The sequence below is a fragment of the Pseudomonas monteilii NBRC 103158 = DSM 14164 genome, from assembly GCF_000730605.1.
In the GTDB taxonomy this organism is placed as follows: domain Bacteria; phylum Pseudomonadota; class Gammaproteobacteria; order Pseudomonadales; family Pseudomonadaceae; genus Aquipseudomonas; species Aquipseudomonas monteilii.
The window spans coordinates 14,823-34,151 of the sequence record NZ_BBIS01000061.1; the positions used below are offsets into that span (position 1 = coordinate 14,823).

The 19,329-nt window shown below is 63.8% G+C and carries 15 protein-coding genes; 4 read left to right on the forward strand and 11 right to left on the reverse strand.

Features of this window, described 5'->3' with window-relative positions:
- The first annotated feature begins 6 nt into the window (after positions 1-6).
- Positions 7-3,072 (forward strand): efflux RND transporter permease subunit, encoded by a 3,066-nt coding sequence (locus PM2_RS26315; protein ID WP_016712951.1) that lies wholly within the window; start codon positions 7-9, stop codon positions 3,070-3,072.
- A 37-nt stretch (positions 3,073-3,109) separates the two neighbouring features.
- Here the strand turns inward: PM2_RS26315 and PM2_RS26320 are convergent, their stop codons facing one another.
- Complete coding sequence (locus tag PM2_RS26320) at positions 3,110-3,799, reverse strand: DUF4197 domain-containing protein (protein ID WP_028699975.1); 690 nt, start codon at positions 3,797-3,799, stop codon at positions 3,110-3,112.
- 166 nt (positions 3,800-3,965) lie between these two features.
- Positions 3,966-6,452 (reverse strand): glycerol-3-phosphate 1-O-acyltransferase PlsB, encoded by a 2,487-nt coding sequence (gene plsB, locus PM2_RS26325; RefSeq protein ID WP_016712949.1) that lies wholly within the window; start codon positions 6,450-6,452, stop codon positions 3,966-3,968.
- Between the two features lie 234 nt (positions 6,453-6,686).
- On the opposite strand from plsB, the gene PM2_RS26330 reads away from it, so the two are divergent.
- The gene (locus PM2_RS26330; RefSeq protein ID WP_003252255.1) at positions 6,687-6,896 is read left to right on the forward strand and encodes a cold-shock protein; all 210 of its coding nucleotides are present in this window, start codon (positions 6,687-6,689) and stop codon (positions 6,894-6,896) included.
- Positions 6,897-6,960: 64 nt separating this feature from the next.
- Here PM2_RS26330 and PM2_RS26335 read toward each other — a convergent pair whose 3' ends face one another.
- The 4 genes from PM2_RS26335 to PM2_RS26350 all read right to left on the reverse strand — a co-directional run bounded on the left by PM2_RS26335 (position 6,961) and on the right by PM2_RS26350 (position 12,008).
- On the reverse strand, positions 6,961-7,338 hold the full coding sequence (locus PM2_RS26335; protein ID WP_016712948.1) for a hypothetical protein: 378 nt from the start codon (positions 7,336-7,338) through the stop codon (positions 6,961-6,963).
- A gap of 17 nt (positions 7,339-7,355) precedes the next feature.
- Positions 7,356-8,168, reverse strand: coding sequence for a putative RNA methyltransferase (locus tag PM2_RS26340; protein ID WP_016712947.1), 813 nt, complete (start codon positions 8,166-8,168; stop codon positions 7,356-7,358).
- Positions 8,168-9,319 (reverse strand): succinyl-diaminopimelate desuccinylase, encoded by a 1,152-nt coding sequence (gene dapE, locus PM2_RS26345; protein WP_016712946.1) that lies wholly within the window; start codon positions 9,317-9,319, stop codon positions 8,168-8,170. Before dapE ends, PM2_RS26340 begins: the two co-directional genes overlap by 1 nt.
- Before the next feature lie 97 nt (positions 9,320-9,416).
- Positions 9,417-12,008 (reverse strand): glycosyltransferase, encoded by a 2,592-nt coding sequence (locus PM2_RS26350; protein WP_028699976.1) that lies wholly within the window; start codon positions 12,006-12,008, stop codon positions 9,417-9,419.
- A gap of 119 nt (positions 12,009-12,127) precedes the next feature.
- On the opposite strand from PM2_RS26350, the gene tcdA reads away from it, so the two are divergent.
- Positions 12,128-12,937, forward strand: coding sequence for a tRNA cyclic N6-threonylcarbamoyladenosine(37) synthase TcdA (tcdA, locus tag PM2_RS26355; protein ID WP_161775532.1), 810 nt, complete (start codon positions 12,128-12,130; stop codon positions 12,935-12,937).
- A 49-nt stretch (positions 12,938-12,986) separates the two neighbouring features.
- Here tcdA and PM2_RS26360 read toward each other — a convergent pair whose 3' ends face one another.
- From PM2_RS26360 to PM2_RS26375, 4 genes are all read right to left on the reverse strand, one after another.
- Positions 12,987-13,397, reverse strand: coding sequence for a SufE family protein (locus PM2_RS26360; RefSeq protein ID WP_028699978.1), 411 nt, complete (start codon positions 13,395-13,397; stop codon positions 12,987-12,989).
- A complete protein-coding gene (locus PM2_RS26365; RefSeq protein WP_016712942.1) occupies positions 13,394-14,599 on the reverse strand; it encodes a cysteine desulfurase in 1,206 nt (401 codons plus the stop codon). The genes PM2_RS26360 and PM2_RS26365 overlap by 4 nt, the downstream gene beginning before the upstream one ends.
- An 81-nt stretch (positions 14,600-14,680) precedes the next feature.
- The gene (gene dapD / locus PM2_RS26370; protein WP_016712941.1) at positions 14,681-15,715 is read right to left on the reverse strand and encodes a 2,3,4,5-tetrahydropyridine-2,6-dicarboxylate N-succinyltransferase; all 1,035 of its coding nucleotides are present in this window, start codon (positions 15,713-15,715) and stop codon (positions 14,681-14,683) included.
- A 31-nt stretch (positions 15,716-15,746) separates the two neighbouring features.
- A complete protein-coding gene (locus PM2_RS26375; RefSeq protein WP_028699979.1) occupies positions 15,747-16,094 on the reverse strand; it encodes an ArsC family reductase in 348 nt (115 codons plus the stop codon).
- A 276-nt stretch (positions 16,095-16,370) separates the two neighbouring features.
- Between PM2_RS26375 and PM2_RS26380 the strand changes: the two genes are divergently transcribed.
- Positions 16,371-18,017 (forward strand): Na+/H+ antiporter, encoded by a 1,647-nt coding sequence (locus tag PM2_RS26380; RefSeq protein WP_016712939.1) that lies wholly within the window; start codon positions 16,371-16,373, stop codon positions 18,015-18,017.
- A gap of 105 nt (positions 18,018-18,122) precedes the next feature.
- Here PM2_RS26380 and dapC read toward each other — a convergent pair whose 3' ends face one another.
- Entirely contained in the window at positions 18,123-19,319 is a 1,197-nt protein-coding gene (dapC, locus tag PM2_RS26385) for a succinyldiaminopimelate transaminase (protein ID WP_016712938.1), read from the reverse strand.
- Between the last annotated feature and the right edge of the window lie 10 nt (positions 19,320-19,329).

Below are 19,329 nucleotides of genomic sequence, written 5' to 3' on the forward strand. Positions count from 1 at the left end.
GTCCCGATGGGTTTCAACCTTTCTGCCTGGGCGCTGCGCAATCGCCAGATCGTCCTGTTCCTGATGATCCTGCTGGCGGCCATTGGCGCCATGTCCTACACCAAGCTGGGCCAGAGCGAAGACCCGCCGTTCACCTTCAAGGCCATGGTCATCCGTACCTTGTGGCCCGGTGCCAGCGCCGAGGAAGTGTCGCGCCAGGTTACCGAGCGCATCGAGAAGAAGCTGATGGAAACCGGCGAGTACGAGAGGATCGTCTCGTTCTCACGCCCCGGCGAATCGCAGGTCACCTTCATGGCCCGTGACTCGCTGCATTCCAAGGACATCCCCGAGCTGTGGTACCAGATCCGCAAGAAGGTCGCGGACATCCGTCACACCTTGCCACCGGAAATCCAGGGCCCGTTCTTCAACGACGAGTTCGGCACCACCTTCGGTAATATCTATGCGCTGACCGGTGAGGGCTTCGACTACGCGTTGCTCAAGGATTACGCCGATCGCATCCAGATCCAGCTGCAGCGGGTCAAGGATGTGGGCAAGGTCGAGCTGGTCGGCCTGCAGGACGAGAAAATCTGGATCGAGCTCTCCAACCTCAAGCTGGCCACCCTTGGCGTGCCACTGCAGGCGGTGCAACAGGCCCTGCAGGAGCAGAACGCGGTGAGCACCGCCGGCTTCTTCGAAACACCCAGCGAGCGCCTGCAACTGCGGGTGAGCGGGCGCTTCGACAGCGTCGAACAGATTCGCCAGTTCCCCATCCGCGTGGGTGACCGTACCTTCCGCATCGGCGATGTCGCCGAGGTGCACCGTGGCTTCAACGACCCGCCCGCGCCGCGCATGCGCTTCATGGGTGAGGATGCCATTGGCCTGGCCGTGTCGATGAAGGACGGTGGCGACATTCTGGTGCTGGGCAAGGCCTTGGAAGGCGAATTCGAGCGCTTGGCGCGCAGCCTGCCGGCCGGCATGGAGCTGCGCAAGGTGTCGGACCAGCCAGCAGCGGTCAAGGCCGGCGTGGGTGAGTTCGTGCAGGTGCTGGTCGAGGCCCTGGTCATCGTGCTGCTGGTGAGCTTCTTCTCGCTGGGCCTGCGCACCGGCCTGGTGGTAGCGCTGGCCATCCCGCTGGTGCTGGCCATGACCTTCGCCGCCATGCATTACTTCGGCATCGGCCTGCACAAGATCTCCCTCGGCGCTTTGGTGCTGGCGCTGGGCTTGCTGGTGGACGACGCGATCATTGCGGTAGAGATGATGGCGATCAAGATGGAGCAGGGCTACGACCGCCTCAAGGCGGCCAGCTATGCCTGGAGCAGTACTGCCTTCCCGATGCTCACCGGCACCCTGATTACCGCAGCGGGCTTCCTGCCCATCGCTACGGCTGCCTCCAGCACCGGCGAATACACCCGCTCGATCTTCCAGGTGGTGACCATTGCGTTGCTGACTTCATGGGTGGCGGCGGTGGTGTTCGTGCCTTACCTGGGCGAGCGCCTGCTGCCAGATCTGGCCAAGTTGCATGCCGCACGCCACGGCAAGGACGGCCACGCGCCAGACCCTTACGCCACGCCGTTCTACCAGCGTGTACGGCGAGTGGTGGAGTGGTGTGTGCGGCGGCGCAAGACCGTGATTCTGCTGACCATCGCCGCTTTTGTCGGCAGCATCCTGCTGTTCCGTTTCGTGCCCCAGCAGTTCTTCCCGGCCTCCGGGCGCCCGGAGCTGATGGTTGACCTGAAGCTGGCTGAAGGTGCTTCGCTGGCCAATACCGCCGAGCGGGTCAAACAGTTGGAGGCGCTGCTCAAGCAGCAGGACGGTATCGACAACTACGTGGCCTATGTGGGCACTGGCTCGCCACGCTTCTACCTGCCGCTGGACCAGCAGCTGCCGGCCGCCAGCTTTGCCCAGTTCGTGGTGCTGGCCAAGTCGATGGAAGACCGCGAGCGCCTGCGTAGCTGGCTGATCAGCATCGTGGACCAGCAATTCCCCGACCTGCGCGCCCGCGTTACGCGCCTGGAAAACGGCCCGCCTGTGGGCTACCCGGTGCAGTTCCGGGTGACCGGCGAACACATCGAGAAGGCCCGCGCGCTGGCGCGTGAAGTGGCTGACAAGGTGCGGGAGAACCCGCATGTGGTCAACGTGCACCTGGACTGGGAAGAACCGAGCAAGGCGGTGTTCCTGGAAATTGACCAGGACCGCGCGCGTGCCCTGGGCGTGAGCACCTCGCACTTGTCCAGCTTCCTGCAAAGCTCGCTAACCGGTACTACGGTCAGCCAGTACCGCGAAGACAACGAGCTGATCGAGATTCTGCTGCGCGGCACCCAACAGGAACGCGGTGAACTGGGCAACCTCGGCAGCCTGGCATTGCCCACCGATAACGGCCAGAGCGTAGCGCTGTCGCAGGTAGCCACCCTGGAATACGGCTTCGAGGAGGGCATTATCTGGCACCGTAACCGCTTGCCGACCGTGACCGTGCGTGCCGATATCTACGACAAGGAGCAACCGGCCACGCTGGTGAAGCAGATCGAGCCTACCCTGCGTGACATCCGCGCCAAGCTGCCGGATGGCTACCTGCTGGAGGTCGGCGGCACGGTCGAGGACTCCGAGCGTGGTCAGAAGTCGGTCAACGCTGGCATGCCGCTGTTCGTGGTGGTGGTGCTGAGTTTGCTGATGATCCAGCTGCGCAGCTTCTCGCGCACGGTGATGGTGTTCCTCACCGCGCCGCTTGGGCTGATTGGCGTCACCCTGTTCCTGCTGGTGTTCCGCCAGCCGTTCGGCTTTGTCGCCATGCTCGGCACCATTGCCCTGGCGGGGATGATCATGCGCAACTCGGTGATTCTGGTGGACCAGATCGAGCAGGACATCGCGGCGGGCATGGAGCGCTGGCAGGCAATCATCGAAGCCACGGTGCGGCGCTTCCGCCCGATTGTGCTGACCGCGCTGGCGGCGGTGCTGGCGATGATTCCGTTGTCACGTAGCGTGTTCTACGGGCCGATGGCGGTGGCGATCATGGGCGGGTTGATCGTGGCTACGGTGTTGACCCTGTTGTTCCTGCCGGCGTTGTATGCGGCGTGGTTCAGGGTCAGGAAGGACTGAAGACCGCAGGGGGCTGCAAAGCAGCCCCCTAGGGGCATCAGAGGGCGCCGAAGACTTTTTTGGCCAGGCTGGTAGCCGCTTCAGCCGGGTTCTGGCGAATGCTTTGCTCCTGCTTGCCGATCATTTCGAACAGACCGTCCAGCGCCTTTTCGGTCACGTAGTTCTCGATGCTGGCGCTCTTGGCATCCACCACACCGAGCGCCACGGCCTGCCCGGCAAAGTTGTTGTACTGCTGGGCCAGGCCAACCTTGTCGGTAGCCTGCTTAACGATCGGCAGGAACTTGGCGCGGATCTGCTCACGGCTGCTCTTGTTCAGGTACTGGGTGGCCGAGTCGTCACCGCCGCTGAGGATGCCTTTGGCATCGGTCACGCTCATGTTCTTCACGGCATCCACCAGAATTGCCTGGGCCTGCGGCACGGCAGCTTCGGCAGCCTTGTTCATGCTGGTTTCCAGCGCTTCGACCTGTTCACCTTTGCCGAACATTTTCATTGCCTTGGCGGCTTTGCCCAGGTTGCCCGGCAATTCGATGCGCACGTCCGGGTTGTTGCTGAAGCCGCCTGGGGTGCTCAGTTGCTTGACGGCCAGCTGCGCGCCTTGGGTCAGGGCATCTTTCAGGCCGCCGGTGGCGTCTTTCTGGGTCAGGTCACCCAGCGACAGGGCCAGCGCACTGGCCGACAGCAGCAGGCCGGCGCACAGGGTGGTGAAACGCAGGGAGGTGCGGATCATGAAGCTTTCCTTCTGGAGAGGTAGTGTTGCGGATTTTCCCGGCTGGTGAGGGGTTGTCAATCGTTGGCTGCAGGTGTTCGCCGTTGGTCTTGCAGCGCCTGTGAGATCAAGCGCCGCCCGCGCGGCGCTCGATCTCACAGGCGCAACAACTGTCACGCCGGTCACATCAGGGGGGCGAAGTTTCCAGGCCATCGTCACGGTGCAGGGCCACTTGGCGGATCGACAGGCGTAGCTCCGCAGACAACACACGCTTGGCCACGCCCTCGGCCAGTTCGCCGAGTTTGTCGTGGTAACCCAGCTTGCCTTGAGCGTCGGCATGCAGCACGCCTTGCTCAAGCAGGGTCTGGATGAAGTGGCGGAACAGCGTTTTGTCGAAGAACTCCGGGGCATTCAGGCCATGCAGGATCGACAGGCGTTGGGCCATCATCACGCACAGGTCTTCCAGCGCCTCGGCGCTGAGGCTGTTCTGCCCGTTGTTGAGCAGCAGCGAAGTGGCCATGTAGAAGCGCTGCAGGGTCTGGGTGATGGTGCGGGCGAGCAGGGTCAGCAACACGAACTGCCGCGAGCTGGGCGCCGGGCGCACATACACCTCGCCGTCCATGCGCAGCAGGCCTTGCTCCACCAGCGCGGCCAGCCACTGGTCGATCACTTCCTCCAGTTGCTCTGGCGTCCAGCGCAAGAACAGTTCGGCCTGCAGGTACGGGTACAGCGCCTGTACATACTGGCCCAGCAATTCGCGGCTCATGCGCGAGCTGCTGAGGAAGAAGCTGGCCAGCAGCGCCGGCAGGGCGAAGATGTGCAGCACGTTGTTGCGGTAGTAGGTCATCAGGACCGCATTGCCTTCATCCAGGTACAGGATGCGGCCCAGGGCGTCCTTCTGTTCGGCCACCAGGTTCATGCTGCGTACATGTTCGATCAGCGCCTGGCCGTCGCCGTCGGGCAGGGTGGTATGGGGCGAGTAGGGCACTTGGCGCAGCAGCGCCAGGTACAGGTCCAGCACGCGGGTCAGGGCGCGTTCGTCCAGGGCCAGGCGGCTGGTGGACAGCAGCGCCAGGGCCACCAGGTTGACCGGGTTGATGGCAGCCGCCTCGTTCAGGTGACGGGCCACGGTTTCACCCAGGCGGGTGGTGGTAGCGTTGAGCCATTCCGGGCGGTACTGCGGGCCATGGTCTTGCTCACGCCAGCCGGGCTGTTGTTCGTCGAGGAAGCCGGCCAGGCGGATCGGCTCGCCGAAGTTGACGTAGACCTGGCCAAAGCGCTGCTTGAGCGCGCCAAACACCTTAAAGATGTCGAACACCGACTCCTTCTTCTTGCTGGCACCGCGCAGTTCGCCCAGGTAGGTACGGCCTTCGAGTACGCGCTCGTAGCCGATGTACACCGGCACGAACACGATCGGCGTGCGTGACGAGCGCAGGAAACTGCGCAGGGTGATGGCCAGCATCCCGGTACGTGGTTGCAGCATGCGCCCGGTACGCGAGCGGCCGCCTTCAACGAAGTACTCGACCGGGAAGCCCTTGGTGTACAGGGTGTGCAGGTACTCGTTGAACACGGCGGTGTACAACGGGTTGCCCTTGAACGTGCGGCGCATGAAGAACGCACCGCCACGGCGCAGCAGGTTGCCCACTACCGGCATGTTGAGGTTGATGCCCGCAGCCACGTGCGGCGGGGTGAGGCCGTTGCGGAACAGCAGGTACGAAAGCAGCAGGTAGTCGATGTGGCTGCGGTGGCACGGCACGTAGATCACTTCGTGGCCGGGGGCGATGCCCTGCACGTGCTCGATGTGGTTGACCTTGATGCCGTCGTAAATCTTGTTCCAGAACCAGCTCAGCACCACTTCAAGGAAGCGGATGGCGGTGTAGGTGTAGTCCGAGGCAATCTCGTTGCCATAGCGCAGTGCCTGGGCTTCGGCTTTGGCCAGCGGCAGGTTCTCGCGCTGTGCCTCGTCGACGATGGCCTGGCGCACTTGCGGGGCGTGCACCAGGCCTTTGACCAGGTTGCGCCGGTGCGAGATGTCCGGGCCGATGACCGCTGTCTTGAGGTTGCGAAAATGCACGCGCATCAGGCGTTGGGCCATGCGCACGGTGCGCTCGTGCCCTTTGTTGTGCTGCACCAGTTCGCGCAGGTGGATAGGCGCGGAGAACTGCACCCGGGTCTTGCGCCCCAGAATCAACACGGTCAGCAGCCGGCGCAGGCGCCCGGTAACCGCCCAGCTGTCGGCGAACAGCAGCTTCCACGGGCTGGATTCACTGGCCGGGGTCTGGCCCCAGAACACGCTGACGGGAATGATCTGCGCATCTTCCTCGGCATGCTGGGTGACGGCAGCGACCAGGCGTTCAAGCGTCGGTGGCGCGCCGCTTTTGTCCTGCCGGCCCAGCCAGTCCGGGTCGGGGGTCAGGTAGAAGAACCCGGCCGGCTCCTGCAGTGGGCCCACGGCTACCGGCAATACCGGGCGCGGCAGCCCCGCTTTGGTGCATTCGTGGTCGAGCACGGCCAGGTCGGTGAGCGCGGGCGACGGCAGTGCGTAGAACACCGGCCTGCTGCGGTCGAGGTTGAGGGACATGGACGACTGGTTGATGGTCTCGGAGCGCACCCACAGGTACAACAGGCGACGCAGGCCGCCGAAGATCAGGCGGTGCAGGGGGGAACGGGTCATGGGGTGTGTGCCCTGGGTGTGATGTTCAGGTGAGTATCCAGCTAATTAGTCTGCCGTATCGGCGTAAGTTCAGCAAAAATCGGCCAACTGCGGGGGCCGTCATCAATTTTTTTTGTTCTGTGTCATATACTCGGCCTGCCACTTGCAGGATATTTCGGCAAGCGGCGTTGGCACGGGGCAGGTGACCCTATGCCTGCACGGCGATCTTCACAATAAAAATCCGGAGTAGTTCAGATGTCGTCTCGTGAGACTGGGAACGTAAAGTGGTTCAACGATGCCAAGGGTTATGGCTTCATTCAGCGCGAAGGTGGTGCGGATGTATTCGTCCACTATCGGGCGATCCGCGGTGAGGGGCATCGTACCCTGGTCGAAGGGCAGCGCGTGGAATACGCCTGCGTGCAGGGCCAGAAAGGCCTGCAAGCCGAAGACGTAGTGGGCCTCTGAGCCTTTTGCGGTAGGCCTCAAGCTGCAAGTTGACCGTGTAACTTGCAGCCTGAAGCAACCTGTTTCAGCTGGTGCGCCAGGTGATTTCCTCTTCACCGTCGGCGCTGATGCGGACCCAGCGGTCGGCATCTTCTTCCCCGTCTTCCTCTACCCAGCCACCCGGCGCGCAGCGCACTTCCACACCCAGTGCGGCGAAGGCGGCGCGGGCGCAGGCGACATCATCAGCCCATGGCGTCTGGTCGCTTTCCAGGTACAGGCTGTTCCATTTCCCTACAGCCTTGGGTAACCAGGTGACCGGAATGTTACCGGCCTGGCATTTGAAGGTGTGGCCTTTCTGCTTCCATTCGCTGCACGGGCCGATTGCCTGGGCGAGCCACTCGGCAATCTGCTTGTGGTCGACGTCGGCGTCCTTCAGGTAGATCTCGATATCAGGTTGGCGCATAAGGGCTCCGGGTGTGCTCAGTCTTGGCGCACGAAATAGTCATAACGCATGGAAACCGTCACCTCGAACGGCTCGGCCTGGTCGATGACCAGCGCGCGTTTTTCGGCGCTGGCGCGCCAGCCGTGCGGGGTCATGGCCAGCAGGTCGGCGCGGGCCTTGGGTTCGGCCAGGCTCAGGCGGAACTCAAGGGTTTCGCTGTGGGCATGGGCCATGCCTTCGGGGACCAGGGCCAGGTGTTTGTCGTCGGCGTAAGGGCGTACTTCATCGTAGAGCACTTCGCGCAGCTCCATCAGGTGGCCGCTGGTAGGGCCGACCCGCATCAGGCCGCCGCCGGGGCTGAGCAGGCGCTTGGCCTCGGCCCAGTCCAGCGGGCTGAATACGCTGGCGATGAACTGGCAACTGGCGTCGGCCAAAGGCACGCGGGCCATGCTGGCAACCATCCAGGTGACTTCCGGTGCGCGACGGCAGGCACGCTTTACCGCCTCGCGGGAAATGTCCAGCGCGTAACCGTCGGCGGCCGGCAGGGCCTGGGCGATCTGTGCGGTGTAGTAACCCTCGCCGCAGCCGATGTCGAGCCAGGCGCCGGGCTGGCGCTCGGCGGCAAGCTCGGCCAGGCGGCTGGCCACCGGGGCATAGTGCCCGGCATCGAGGAAATCGCGACGGGCTTCGACCATGGCCTGGTTGTCACCCGGGTCGCGGCTGTTCTTGTGCTGTACCGGCAGCAGGTTCAGGTAACCTTGGCGGGCGCGGTCGAAGCGGTGGCCGGCCGGGCACACCACACCGTTGTCGAGCCGGCTCAGCGGCGCCTGGCAAAGGGGGCAGGCGAGCATCAGGCGAGCAACCGTACCAGGGTCTGGTAGTAGATTTCGGTCAGCAGGTCGAGGTCGCTGGCCAGAATCCGCTCGTCCACCTGGTGGATGGTGGCGTTGACCGGGCCCAGCTCGACCACCTGCGTACCCATGGTGGCGATGAAGCGGCCATCGGAGGTGCCGCCGCTGGTGGACGGCTGGGTATCGCGGCCGGTGACGCCCTTGATGCTGGCCGCCACAGCGTCCAGCAGTTCGCCCGGTTCGGTGAGGAATGGCAGGCCAGACAGCGCCCAGTCGATCGACCAGTCCAGTTCATGCTTGTCGAGAATCGCCGAGACGCGCGCCTGCAGGCCTTCGACGGTGGACTCGGTAGAGAAGCGGAAGTTGAACAGTGCAGTCAGCTCGCCCGGGACCACGTTGGTGGCGCCGGTGCCGGAATTGAGGTTCGAGATCTGGAAGCTGGTCGGCGGGAAGAACGCGTTGCCTTCGTCCCAGTGCTCGGCTGCCAGTTCCGCCAGGGCCGGGGCGGCCAGGTGGATCGGGTTGCGCGCCAGGTGCGGGTAGGCCACGTGGCCTTGCTTGCCGCGCACGGTCAGTTTGGCACCCAGCGAACCGCGACGGCCGTTCTTGACCACGTCACCCAGCAGGGTGGTGCTTGAGGGTTCGCCGACGATGCACCAGTCCAGGCGTTCGTTGCGCGCTTTCAGGCGTTCGACCACCGCCTTGGTGCCGTGGTGAGCCGGGCCTTCCTCGTCGCTGGTGATCAGGAAGGCGACCTTGCCACGGTGGTTAGGGTAGTCGTGCACGAACCGCTCGCTGGCGATCACCATGGAGGCCAGGCTGCCCTTCATGTCGGCAGCGCCACGGCCGCAGAGCATGCCGTCGGCGTCGATCAGCGCTTCGAACGGTTCATGCTGCCATTGCTGCACCGGGCCGGTGGGCACCACGTCGGTGTGGCCGGCAAAGCACAGCACCGGGCCCTCCTGGGTGCCGTGGGTGGCCCAGAAATTGTCGACGTCTTCAATGCGCATCGGCTCCAGCTGGAAGCCCACGGCGCCCAGGCGGTTCATCATCTGCGCCTGGCAATCGGCGTCGACGGGGGTGACCGAGGGGCGACGGATCAGGTCGCAGGCCAGTTGAAGGGTAGGCGAGAGCTCGGCAGGGGCCGTCATGGGGGACTCCGGGGCAAGGCAAGGCGGGGAAATCTGAGGGGCGTTATCTTATATCAAACTGAGGGGGCGGTGGGGCCGCGTTGCGGCCCCACAAGTCTCAAGCCTGTTGCGGTTCTGCAGCCTTTTCTACCGGCTTGGGCAGCGAAGACAGCAAGGCCATCACCAACGCCGCTACATATGGCAACGACTGCACCAGCAACATCGCCACCCAGAAGCGCATGTCCGAACTCGGCAGCCCTTGCACCAGGTAGATGCCGAGCGCCGCGCCCCACAGCAGCAACATGATGAACAGCTCTTCGCGTGCTTCGGAAAGTGCCACCAGCAACCCATGGCTGTCGGCATTCTTCGGTGTGCGGAAGAACGGCATGCTGCTGGTGAAGAACCCGTACAGCACCGCCTTGGCGATGGTGTGCGACAGCGCCAGGCCGGCCAGCGCTGCGGCGAAGGCGTCTTTCAAGTTCACGCCTACTGCACGGCGATACAGGAAGATGATCTTGCCCACCTTGAAGAAGAACAGCGCCAGCGGCGGGATGGCGAAGATCATCAGCGGCGGGTCCACGCGGTGCGGGACGATGATCATCGCCGCCGACCACAGCAGCGCGCCGATGGTGAAGAAGATGTTCATGCCATCGGCGATCCATGGTAACCAGCCGGCCAGGAAGTGATAACGCTGGCCGCGGGTCAGCTCGCTGCCCTTGCCGCGCAGCAGGGCGCTGGCGTGGTGCTTGATGATCTGGATGGCGCCATAGGCCCAGCGGAAGCGCTGCTTCTTGAAGTCGATGAAGGTGTCGGGCATCAGGCCCTTGCCGTAGCTGTTGTGGGCGTAGGCCGCCGACAGGCCTTTTTCGAACACGCGCAGGCCCAGTTCGGCGTCTTCGCAAATGCACCATTCGGCCCAGCCCAGCTCTTCCAGCACCGTGCGCCGGGTCATGGTCATGGTGCCGTGCTGGATGATCGCGTCACGGTCGTTGCGGGTGACCATGCCAATGTGGAAAAAGCCCTTGTACTCGCTGTAGCACAGCTTCTTGAACGCGCTTTCGTGCTGGTCGCGGTAGTCTTGCGGCGACTGCACCACGGCAATTTTCGGGTCGGCGAAGTGCGGCACCATGTGCTTGAGCCAGTTGCGGTCGACGCAGTAGTCCGAGTCGATCACCGCGATCACTTCGGCGTCCTTGGCGGTGTGCGGGATCAGGTAGTTCAGCGCGCCACCCTTGAAACCGGCCAGTGGCGCGACGTGGAAGAACTTGAAACGCTCGCCGAGCTTCTCGCAGTGGGCCTTTAGCGGCTCCCACACGGCCGGGTCCTTGGTGTTGTTGTCGATCACCAGCACTTCGTAGTCGGGGTAGTCCAGTGCGGCCAGGGCGTCGAGGGTCTGCTTCACCATCTCGGGCGGCTCGTTGTAGCACGGCACATGCACCGACACCTTGGGCCGGTAAGCGCTGTCGGCCTGCACCGGCAGGAACTCGCGGCGGCGCTTGTGTATCCATACCGCCTCGGCCAGTTCGTGGGCTTCGGTCAGTAGCACGATGAACACGCCCAGCGCGCCAAGGGCCAGCAGCACGCCCACGGTCAGGCTGAACCAGGTGCTGTATTGCTGGCTGTAGTCGTAGGCGATCCACACCAGCACCGACCCGCACAGGAAGGTGATGAAGGTAAGGAAGGTGCGGCCGCGCTGGCGCAGGGCCGAGCCGTCGATGAACAGCACCATCAAGGCGATCATGGCCAGCACGACCGACGCCACGGCCAACGCACGCCACTGCGGGATCGCCACCACCGGGCCGTCGAAGTTAAACTTTTGCTGGCGCTCGGCGTTGTACACGCCCCAGTAGGCGCCTACCGAGCCTTCATCGCTGGCCTTCCACGGCTGGTCATAGGCTTCGATGACGAAGTAGTTGTAGCCACGGCGGTTGAGGGTGTTGACCAGCGTTCGCAGATAGATGGCCTGGTCGGCCTGGGTGGCATCGGCACCCCCGCGCATGCGGCCGTTGCTCGGCCAGCCGACCTCTGACAGCAGCAGGGGTTTACGCGGGAACTGGTGCCGCAGTTCACGGGCACGGTCGAGCACGAACTCGACCGAATCCTTCATTGGCACGAACTCCCAGTAGGGCAGGATGTGCGCAGCAATCAGGTCGACGTGCTTGGCAATTTCCGGGTTTTCCTTCCAGATGTGCCATTGCTCACTGGTGGTCACGGGCACCTTCACAGCTGCACGCACGCGGTCCAGGTACTTGATCAGGTTTTCCGGGGTAACCTCTTCACGGAATAGCGCCTCGTTGCCGACCACGACCCGCACGACACTGCGCGAGGTGTTAGCCAACTGGATGGCGGTGGCGATTTCGCGCTCGTTGCGCTCCAGGTCCGGGCTGATCCAGATGCCCAGCGTTACCCGCAGGCCGAATTCCTCGGCCAGGCGCGGGATGTCGGCCTGGGTGCCCTCCACGGTGTAGATGCGGATGCTGTCGGTCAGTTTGCTCAACTGCTCCAGGTCCTGGCGCATCTCGTCGTCACTGGGGTACTGGCCTTTTTGCGGGCTTTCACCCAGGCGGAACGGCGAATACGAAAAGCCAGAGATCTGCTCTGGCCAGGCGGGGGCGGAAACCGGGCGGTTGATCAGGGCCCAGAACCCGGTGAACAACGCGGCGATGGCCAGGACCACGACCAGGTTCAGGCCGAATTTACGTGAAGACATTGTCGTCCATTTGTGTCGAAGTGATAGGACATTAAAGCAGGGTTGGCAGTGTCTTTCCTAACGATGCAGGCCATGGGCCGGCTGGCATATAATGCGCGCCGGTTTTTTGGGGTATGAAGATGAGCACAGAAGATCCACGCTTCGCCGGCGTTGCCCGGTTATACGGCGACCAAGGGCTGCAGCGCCTGGGCCAGGCCCATGTGGCTGTGGTCGGGATTGGCGGGGTAGGCTCGTGGGTGGCTGAAGCGCTGGCCCGGAGCGGCGTAGGGGAAATCACCCTGTTCGACCTGGACGATGTGTGCGTCAGCAACACCAACCGCCAGGCCCATGCCCTGGAAGGCCAGGTAGGTCGGCCCAAGGTCGAGGTCATGGCCGAGCGCCTGCGGGCGATCAACCCGGCGTGCACGGTGCATGCGGTGGCTGACTTCGTTACCCGCGAGACCATGGTCGAGTACATTATCGAAAACCTCGACTGCGTGATCGACTGCATCGACAGCGTCATGGCCAAGGCGGCGCTGATTGCCTGGTGCCGTCGGCGCAAGATCGCCATCGTCACCACCGGTGGTGCCGGTGGGCAGATCGACCCCACGCAAATCCAGATTGCCGACCTGAACAAGACCTTCAACGACCCGCTGGCTTCGCGGGTGCGTTCCACCTTGCGTCGCGATTACAATTTCTCGCGCAATGTCAGCCGCAACTATGGCGTGCCATGCGTGTTCTCCAGCGAGCAGCTGCGCTACCCCAAGGGCGATGGCAGCGTTTGTCTGCAGAAGAGTTTCGTGGGTGAGGGGGTGCGGCTGGACTGCTCGGGTGGCTTTGGCGCGGTGATGATGGTGACCGCGACCTTTGGTATGGTGGCGGCGAGCAAGGCTATCGAAAAGTTGGTGGCAGGTGCGCGGCGGCCCTCGGAACGGGTCAAACCTGATTAAATTGCGTGGGCCACTTCGCGGGTAAACCCGCGATGAAGCCCACGCCGATTTAGCGGTTGGACGCCAGCTCCGCCATCCGCTGCAACACCGCATGCAGCCCATTACTGCGCGATGGCGACAGCTGACGCTCCAGCCCCAGCTGTGTAAACCACTCACGCAGGTCCAGACCGGCCAATTCTTCACTGGCCAAGCCTTGAACCCTTACCAGCAACAAGGCCAGCAGCCCACGCAACAAGCGTGCATCGCTGGTGGCCTTGAACCGCCAAAGCTCTTCAACGTGCTCGGCCACCAGCCAAACCAGGCTTTCGCAGCCATGCACCCGGTTGGCGTCGGTCTTCTCGGTATCATCCAGCGGTTCCAGCCGCTCTCCCCACTGCATCAGCAGCCGCGCCCGCTGTTCCCAACCCTTGCCCTGTTCAAAAGCCTCCAGCGCCTGACGTGCTTGCTCCGGCATGCTCATCGCAGCAGCTCCAGGCCCTGATCCAGCGCAGTGAAGAAGCGCTGAAGGTCATCGCTGTCGTTGTACAAGCCCAACGAAACTCGAATTGCGCCTTCAAGGCCCAAGCCTTTCAGCAGTGGCATGGCGCAATGGTGCCCGGCTCGTACGGCAATGCCTTGCTCGGTGAGCAGGTGGGCGATATCGGCATTGTGCACCCCCTCGATGACGAAGCTGGCCAAGGCCGCCTGTGGCGCACCGAGCACCCGCACGCCTTCGCGGTCGGCCAGCCCACGGAGCAGGTGCTGGTGCAGGCTGGTTTCATGGGCTTCGAGCGCCTGGGCGTCGAGGCTGGCCAGGTAGTCCAGGGTTGCGCCCAGACCAATCACCCCGGCGATTGGCGGCGTACCCGCCTCGAACCCCAGCGGTGCCGGACGGAAGCTGGCGCTCTGGTACTCGGCCAGTTGCACCATCTCGCCCCCGAACTGCCAGTGGCGCAACAGTTCCAGCGCCTGAGGGCGGCCATACAGTACGCCAACTCCGTCCGGGCCATACAGCTTGTGGCTGGAGAACACATAGAAGTCGCAACCCAGGTGCTGCACATCATGGCGACCATGCACCACGCCCTGGGCGCCGTCGACCACGGTCAATGTGCCCTGGGCGCGGGCATGGGCCAGTAGCGCCGGCAGCGGCTGCCAGGTGCCCAGCACGTTGGACAGCTGGCTGACCGCCAGCACCCGGGTGCGGGGGCCGATCAGTTGCAGCGCCTGGTCCAGGTCGATGCGGCCGTGGGCATCCAGCGGCAGGACCACCAGGCGCAGGTTGCGCCGACGCGCCAGCTGTTGCCAGGGCAGCAGGTTGGCATGGTGCTCCAGCGCGCTGACGGCGATTTCGTCACCGGCTTCGAAGCGGTGTTCCAGGCCATAGGCCAGAAGGTTCAGCGCCGAGGTTGCGCCGTGGGTGAACACGATCTGCCGGGAGTCTGCGGCATTCAGCCAGGCGGCGACCTTGTCGCGGCTGGTCTCGAACGCCTGGGTTGCCATTGCGCCGGGCAAGTGCTGGGCACGGTGCACGTTGGCCGCGCCATGGCCGTAATAATGGCTCAGGGCGTCAAGCAGGGCTTGCGGCTTCTGGGTGGTGGCGGCACTGTCCAGGTAGGTCTGGTGCTGCCGTTGCAGGGCGGCGATGGCGGGGAAGTCGGCACGCCAGGGGGAGGGCTGGAACATGTTCACGGGGCCTGGAATGAAAATCGGGTCTGGCGCGGTGGCGCCAGACCCGATCTTAACACCTCAAACCCGGGAAGGTTCTCAGTTGTGGGCGTGCAGCGCTTCGTTCAGCTCGATGGCCGACTTGTGGGTCTTGCACTCCACGGCGCCGTTCAGCGAGTTGCGGCGGAACAGCAGGTCGGTCTGGCCAGCCAGGTCGCGGGCCTTGACCACTTTGACCAGCTCGTTGTTCTCGTCCAGCAGGTTCACCTTGGTGCCCGCAGTGATGTACAGGCCGGCTTCGACGGTGTTGCGGTCGCCCAGCGGAATGCCGATACCGGCGTTGGCGCCGATCAGGCAGCCTTCACCCACCTTGATGACGATGTTGCCGCCACCGGACAGGGTACCCATGGTCGAGCAGCCGCCGCCCAGGTCCGAGCCCTTGCCAACGAATACGCCAGCGGACACGCGGCCTTCGATCATGCCTGGGCCTTCGGTGCCAGCGTTAAAGTTGACGAAGCCTTCGTGCATGATGGTGGTGCCTTCGCCGATGTAGGCACCCAGGCGCACACGGGCGGTGTCGGCGATACGCACGCCGGCAGGGACCACGTAGTCGGTCATTTTCGGGAACTTGTCCACCGAGAACACTTCCAGCAGCTCGCCCTTCAGGCGCGCTTCCAGTTGCAGCTCGGCCAGTTCGGCCAGATCGACCGCGCCCTGGTTGGTCCAGGCCACGTTCGGCAGCAGCGGGAAGATACCGGCCAGGCTAACACCGTGCGGCTTGACCAGGCGGTGCGACAGCAGGTGCAGCTTCAGGTAGGCCTCTGGGGTGGAAGTCAGGGCAACGTCTTCGGCCAGCAAGGTGGCGACCAGCGGCTTGTGGCTCTCGGCCAGGCGGGTCAGCAGGGCGGCCTGGGCCGCGTCAACGCCTTTCAGGGCTTCGGCCAGTTGCGCGGCCTGGGCGTTGCTGAAAGCGATGGCCTGGTTGCCACTTTCATAGCCCAGCACTGGGGCTACAGCAGCGACCAGTTCGGCGCTCGGGTTGAGCAGGGGTTGTGCGTAGAACACTTCAAGCCAGGCGCCCTGGCGGTTCTGGGAGCCGACACCGAAGGCCAGGCTGAACAGGGTATTGGACATGTGATTACCTCGTGCGAAATAGGGTAGGGGCTCAGGCCAGGGCTGCGGCGTACAGGTCGGGCTTGAAACCGACCAGGGTGCGCGCGCCAAGGTCCAGCACCGGGCGTTTGATCATCGACGGCTGGGCCAGCATCAGCTCGACGGCCTTGGCCTGGTCGAGGTCGGCCTTGCTGGTGTCGTCCAGCTTGCGGAAGGTGGTGCCAGCACGGTTGAGGATGACTTCCCAGCCGTGTTCGTCGCACCAGCGGTTCAGGCTGTCACGGTCGATGCCTTGGGTCTTGTAGTCGTGGAATTCGTAGGCGATGGCCTTGTCTTCGAGCCAGGTACGCGCCTTTTTCATGGTGTCACAAGCTTTGATGCCGTAGAGCGTGTAGGTCATTGTGTGCATTGGGGTCACAGGTTGCCCCAATCTCTCCGTTTTCCGAATGTCAGTCGCGGGATTATGCGGGAACGATCCTGTGAGCGCCACGGGTGTGCTTGTCTTGAGCCGTGCAGTGTGTCGGAGATCGAGCGAGGTATCATCATGTTACATATTCCCCGGCCACCTGCGACTATCGTGCAGCGGCCCCAAATCGCCGCTCGCCGCTAACATATTGTTTCAATGGCGATGTTTCGCCCTGCTATCGTTTCTGGTTCACAAAGGAAGCTTTCCCGGATGCAGTCCGCCTACACCGTCCTGATCCTGCTGACGCTGGTCAGCCTGTCGAAGCTGGTTGGCCGCATGGTGCCGCTGCCCTTGCCGTTGGTGCAGATTGCCGCCGGTGCCTTGCTGGCCTGGCCGACATTGGGCTTGCATGTGGCCCTGGACCCCGAATTGTTCCTGTTCCTGTTCTTGCCGCCGCTGCTGTTCGCCGACGGCTGGCGCATCCCCAAGCGTGAGTTGTGGCGAATCCGTGGGCCGGTGGTGGCATTGGCCGTAGGGTTGGTGCTGTTCACCGTGGTCGGAGCCGGTTACTTCATTCACTGGTTGTTGCCGAGCATCCCGCTGCCGGTGGCCTTTGCCCTGGCGGCGGTACTGTCACCCACCGATGCTGTGGCAGTGTCGGCCATCACCCAGGACCGCCTGCCCACTCCGCTGATGCACATGTTGCAAGGCGAGGCGCTGATGAACGATGCGTCTGGCCTGGTGACCTTCAAGTTTGCCCTGGTGGCGGCAATCACCGGGGTGTTTTCGCTGGCTGATGCGAGCTTCACCTTTGTTCTGGTGGCGTTGGGCGGCCTGGCGGTGGGTGTCGCCTTGAGCTGGCTGATCGGCCGCCTGCGTGCATGGATGATCGCCCGCGGCTGGGATGACCCGGCCACCCACGTCGTGTTCATGTTGCTGCTGCCGTTCGCCGCCTATGTATTGGCAGAGCGCCTGGGTGTATCGGGCATCCTTTCGGCTGTGGCGGCCGGCATGATGCAAAGCTGGCTCGACCTGTTGCCACGGCAGACCAGCACGCGGCTGCTCAACCGCAGTGTGTGGTCACTGCTGGAGTTTGCTTTCAATGGGCTGATCTTCCTGCTGCTGGGCCTGCAATTGCCGGACATCATCAAGGCCGTGGTCAGCCACGAACCCACTGTTTGGCCAACCCTAGCCTACCGTTGCCTGGATGTAGTGGCGATCTTTGCTGCGCTGATCTTGCTGCGGTTTATCTGGGTACAGAGCATCTGGCGGTCGATCGGCGTGGTCCGCCGCTGGCGCGGCAAGCCCGCGCTGGTGCTGATGCCCACGGCGCGCTCCTGCTGGTTGCTGACGCTGGGTGGCGTTCGCGGTGCCGTTACCTTGGCCGGTGTGATGTCTATTCCGTTGTTGATTGGGGCAGGCAAGGCTTTCCCGGAACGTGATTTGCTGATCTTCATTGCCGCAGGGGTGATCCTTTTGTCGCTGATAAGCGCCTGTATCGCGCTGCCGTTCTTGTTGCGCGGGGTAACCAAAAGCGCGGACGAGCGCTTGCACCAAGAGGTGCAGGAGGCCTGGCGGCGTACGGCCGAGGCGGCGATCCACGCCCTGGAGGCTGAGGAGGTCATTGACAGCAATGCCCCGCAGGACGCCGCGCAGGCGACCCTGGCGACCGAGCTGAAGGCGCGGTTGATGGCGGAATACCGGGATGAGCTGGACAGCTATAACGACAGTGCCGAGGCCAAGGCACTGGCCGAACAGATGGACTTGCTGGAGCGGCGTTTGCGCTTGCGTGCGCTGCGGGCGCAGCGGCTGGAGCTGTATAACCTGCATCGCCAGCACGAGGTAGGGGATGAAGTGGTGCGGCAGGTGCTGGGGGAGCTGGATATGAGCGAGGCGAACCTGGGGCCGGTCAAGTAGGCCCTATCAAGGCCATTCGCGGGCACGCCCGCTCCCACAGGTCATGCGCTGCAGTTGAAATCAGTGCAGCATCTGTGGGAGCGGGCATGCCCGCGAATGGGGCTGTCAGCGATTCTGCAGGAAAGCGCGAATCCGTTCCGCCGCCTCGATGCATTCAGCCAGCGGTGCAACCAGCGCCATGCGCACGCGCCCGGCACCCGGATTCACGCTGTCTACTTCACGCGACAGGTACGACCCCGGCACCACCGTCACATGTTGGGCTTCGAACAGGTCACGGGTGAATTCGGCATCGTCACCCGGCACCTTGGCCCACAGGTAGAAGCTGCCGTCCGGGCGTTGCACGTCCAGCACCGGCTGCAGAATGTCCAGCACGGCATCGTACTTGGCGCGGTACTGGTCGCGGTTCTCGCGCACATGCGCCTCGTCCTGCCAGGCGGCAATGCTGGCCAGCTGGGTTTGCACCGGCATGGCGCAACCGTGGTAGGTGCGGTACAGCAGGAACGGCTTGATGATCTCGGCGTCGCCCGCCACGAAGCCCGAACGCAGGCCCGGCAGGTTGGAACGCTTGGACAGGCTGTGGAACACCACGCAACGTTTGAAATCATTGCGGCCCAGTTCGGCGCAGGCTGTCAGCAGGCCTGGAGGCGGCGCGTCTTCGTCGAAGTACAGCTCGCTGTAGCATTCGTCGGCAGCGATCACGAAGTCGTGCTCGTCAGCCAGGGCGATCAGCTTCTTCAGGGTATCCATCGGCACCAGCGCGCCAGTGGGGTTGCCTGGCGAGCACAGGAACAGGATCTGGCAACGTTGCCACACTTCGGCCGGCACCGCGTCGAAGTCGGGGTTGAAACCATTGCTTTCCAGGCACGGCAGGTAGTGCGGGGTGGCCCCGGCCAACAGCGCTGCGCCTTCGTAGATCTGGTAGAACGGGTTGGGGCTGACCACCAAGCCATCATCGGCGCGGTTGACCACAGCCTGGGTGAAGGCGAACAGCGCTTCGCGGGTACCGTTGACCGGCAGGATGTGGCGGTCGGCGTCCAGCCAGCCGGCGGGCACGCCAAAGCGCCGTTCGCACCATTGGCCAATCGCCTGACGCAGGGCCGGCAGGCCGATGGTGCTGGGGTATACCGCCAGCTTGTCAAGGTTGTCGGCCATGGCCTGGGCGACGAACGCCGGCGATTCGTGCTTCGGCTCACCGATCGACAGGGCGATGGCGCGTTTGTCCGCCGCAGGCTTCACGCTGCCCAGCAGGGCGCGGAGCTTTTCGAAGGGGTAGGGCTGAAGCTGGGTCAAGGCATGGTTCATCGGCGCAAAG

Coding starts and splice junctions, on each gene's coding strand:
- PM2_RS26315 (WP_016712951.1), top strand. CDS start 7: ATGGGTTTCAACCTTTCTGCCTGGGCGCTGCGCAATCGCCAGATCGTC.
- PM2_RS26320 (WP_028699975.1), bottom strand. CDS start 3,799: ATGATCCGCACCTCCCTGCGTTTCACCACCCTGTGCGCCGGCCTGCTG.
- plsB (WP_016712949.1), bottom strand. CDS start 6,452: ATGACCCGTTCCCCCCTGCACCGCCTGATCTTCGGCGGCCTGCGTCGC.
- PM2_RS26330 (WP_003252255.1), top strand. CDS start 6,687: ATGTCGTCTCGTGAGACTGGGAACGTAAAGTGGTTCAACGATGCCAAG.
- PM2_RS26335 (WP_016712948.1), bottom strand. CDS start 7,338: ATGCGCCAACCTGATATCGAGATCTACCTGAAGGACGCCGACGTCGAC.
- PM2_RS26340 (WP_016712947.1), bottom strand. CDS start 8,168: ATGCTCGCCTGCCCCCTTTGCCAGGCGCCGCTGAGCCGGCTCGACAAC.
- dapE (WP_016712946.1), bottom strand. CDS start 9,319: ATGACGGCCCCTGCCGAGCTCTCGCCTACCCTTCAACTGGCCTGCGAC.
- PM2_RS26350 (WP_028699976.1), bottom strand. CDS start 12,008: ATGTCTTCACGTAAATTCGGCCTGAACCTGGTCGTGGTCCTGGCCATC.
- tcdA (WP_161775532.1), top strand. CDS start 12,128: ATGAGCACAGAAGATCCACGCTTCGCCGGCGTTGCCCGGTTATACGGC.
- PM2_RS26360 (WP_028699978.1), bottom strand. CDS start 13,397: ATGAGCATGCCGGAGCAAGCACGTCAGGCGCTGGAGGCTTTTGAACAG.
- PM2_RS26365 (WP_016712942.1), bottom strand. CDS start 14,599: ATGTTCCAGCCCTCCCCCTGGCGTGCCGACTTCCCCGCCATCGCCGCC.
- dapD (WP_016712941.1), bottom strand. CDS start 15,715: ATGTCCAATACCCTGTTCAGCCTGGCCTTCGGTGTCGGCTCCCAGAAC.
- PM2_RS26375 (WP_028699979.1), bottom strand. CDS start 16,094: ATGACCTACACGCTCTACGGCATCAAAGCTTGTGACACCATGAAAAAG.
- PM2_RS26380 (WP_016712939.1), top strand. CDS start 16,371: ATGCAGTCCGCCTACACCGTCCTGATCCTGCTGACGCTGGTCAGCCTG.
- dapC (WP_016712938.1), bottom strand. CDS start 19,319: ATGAACCATGCCTTGACCCAGCTTCAGCCCTACCCCTTCGAAAAGCTC.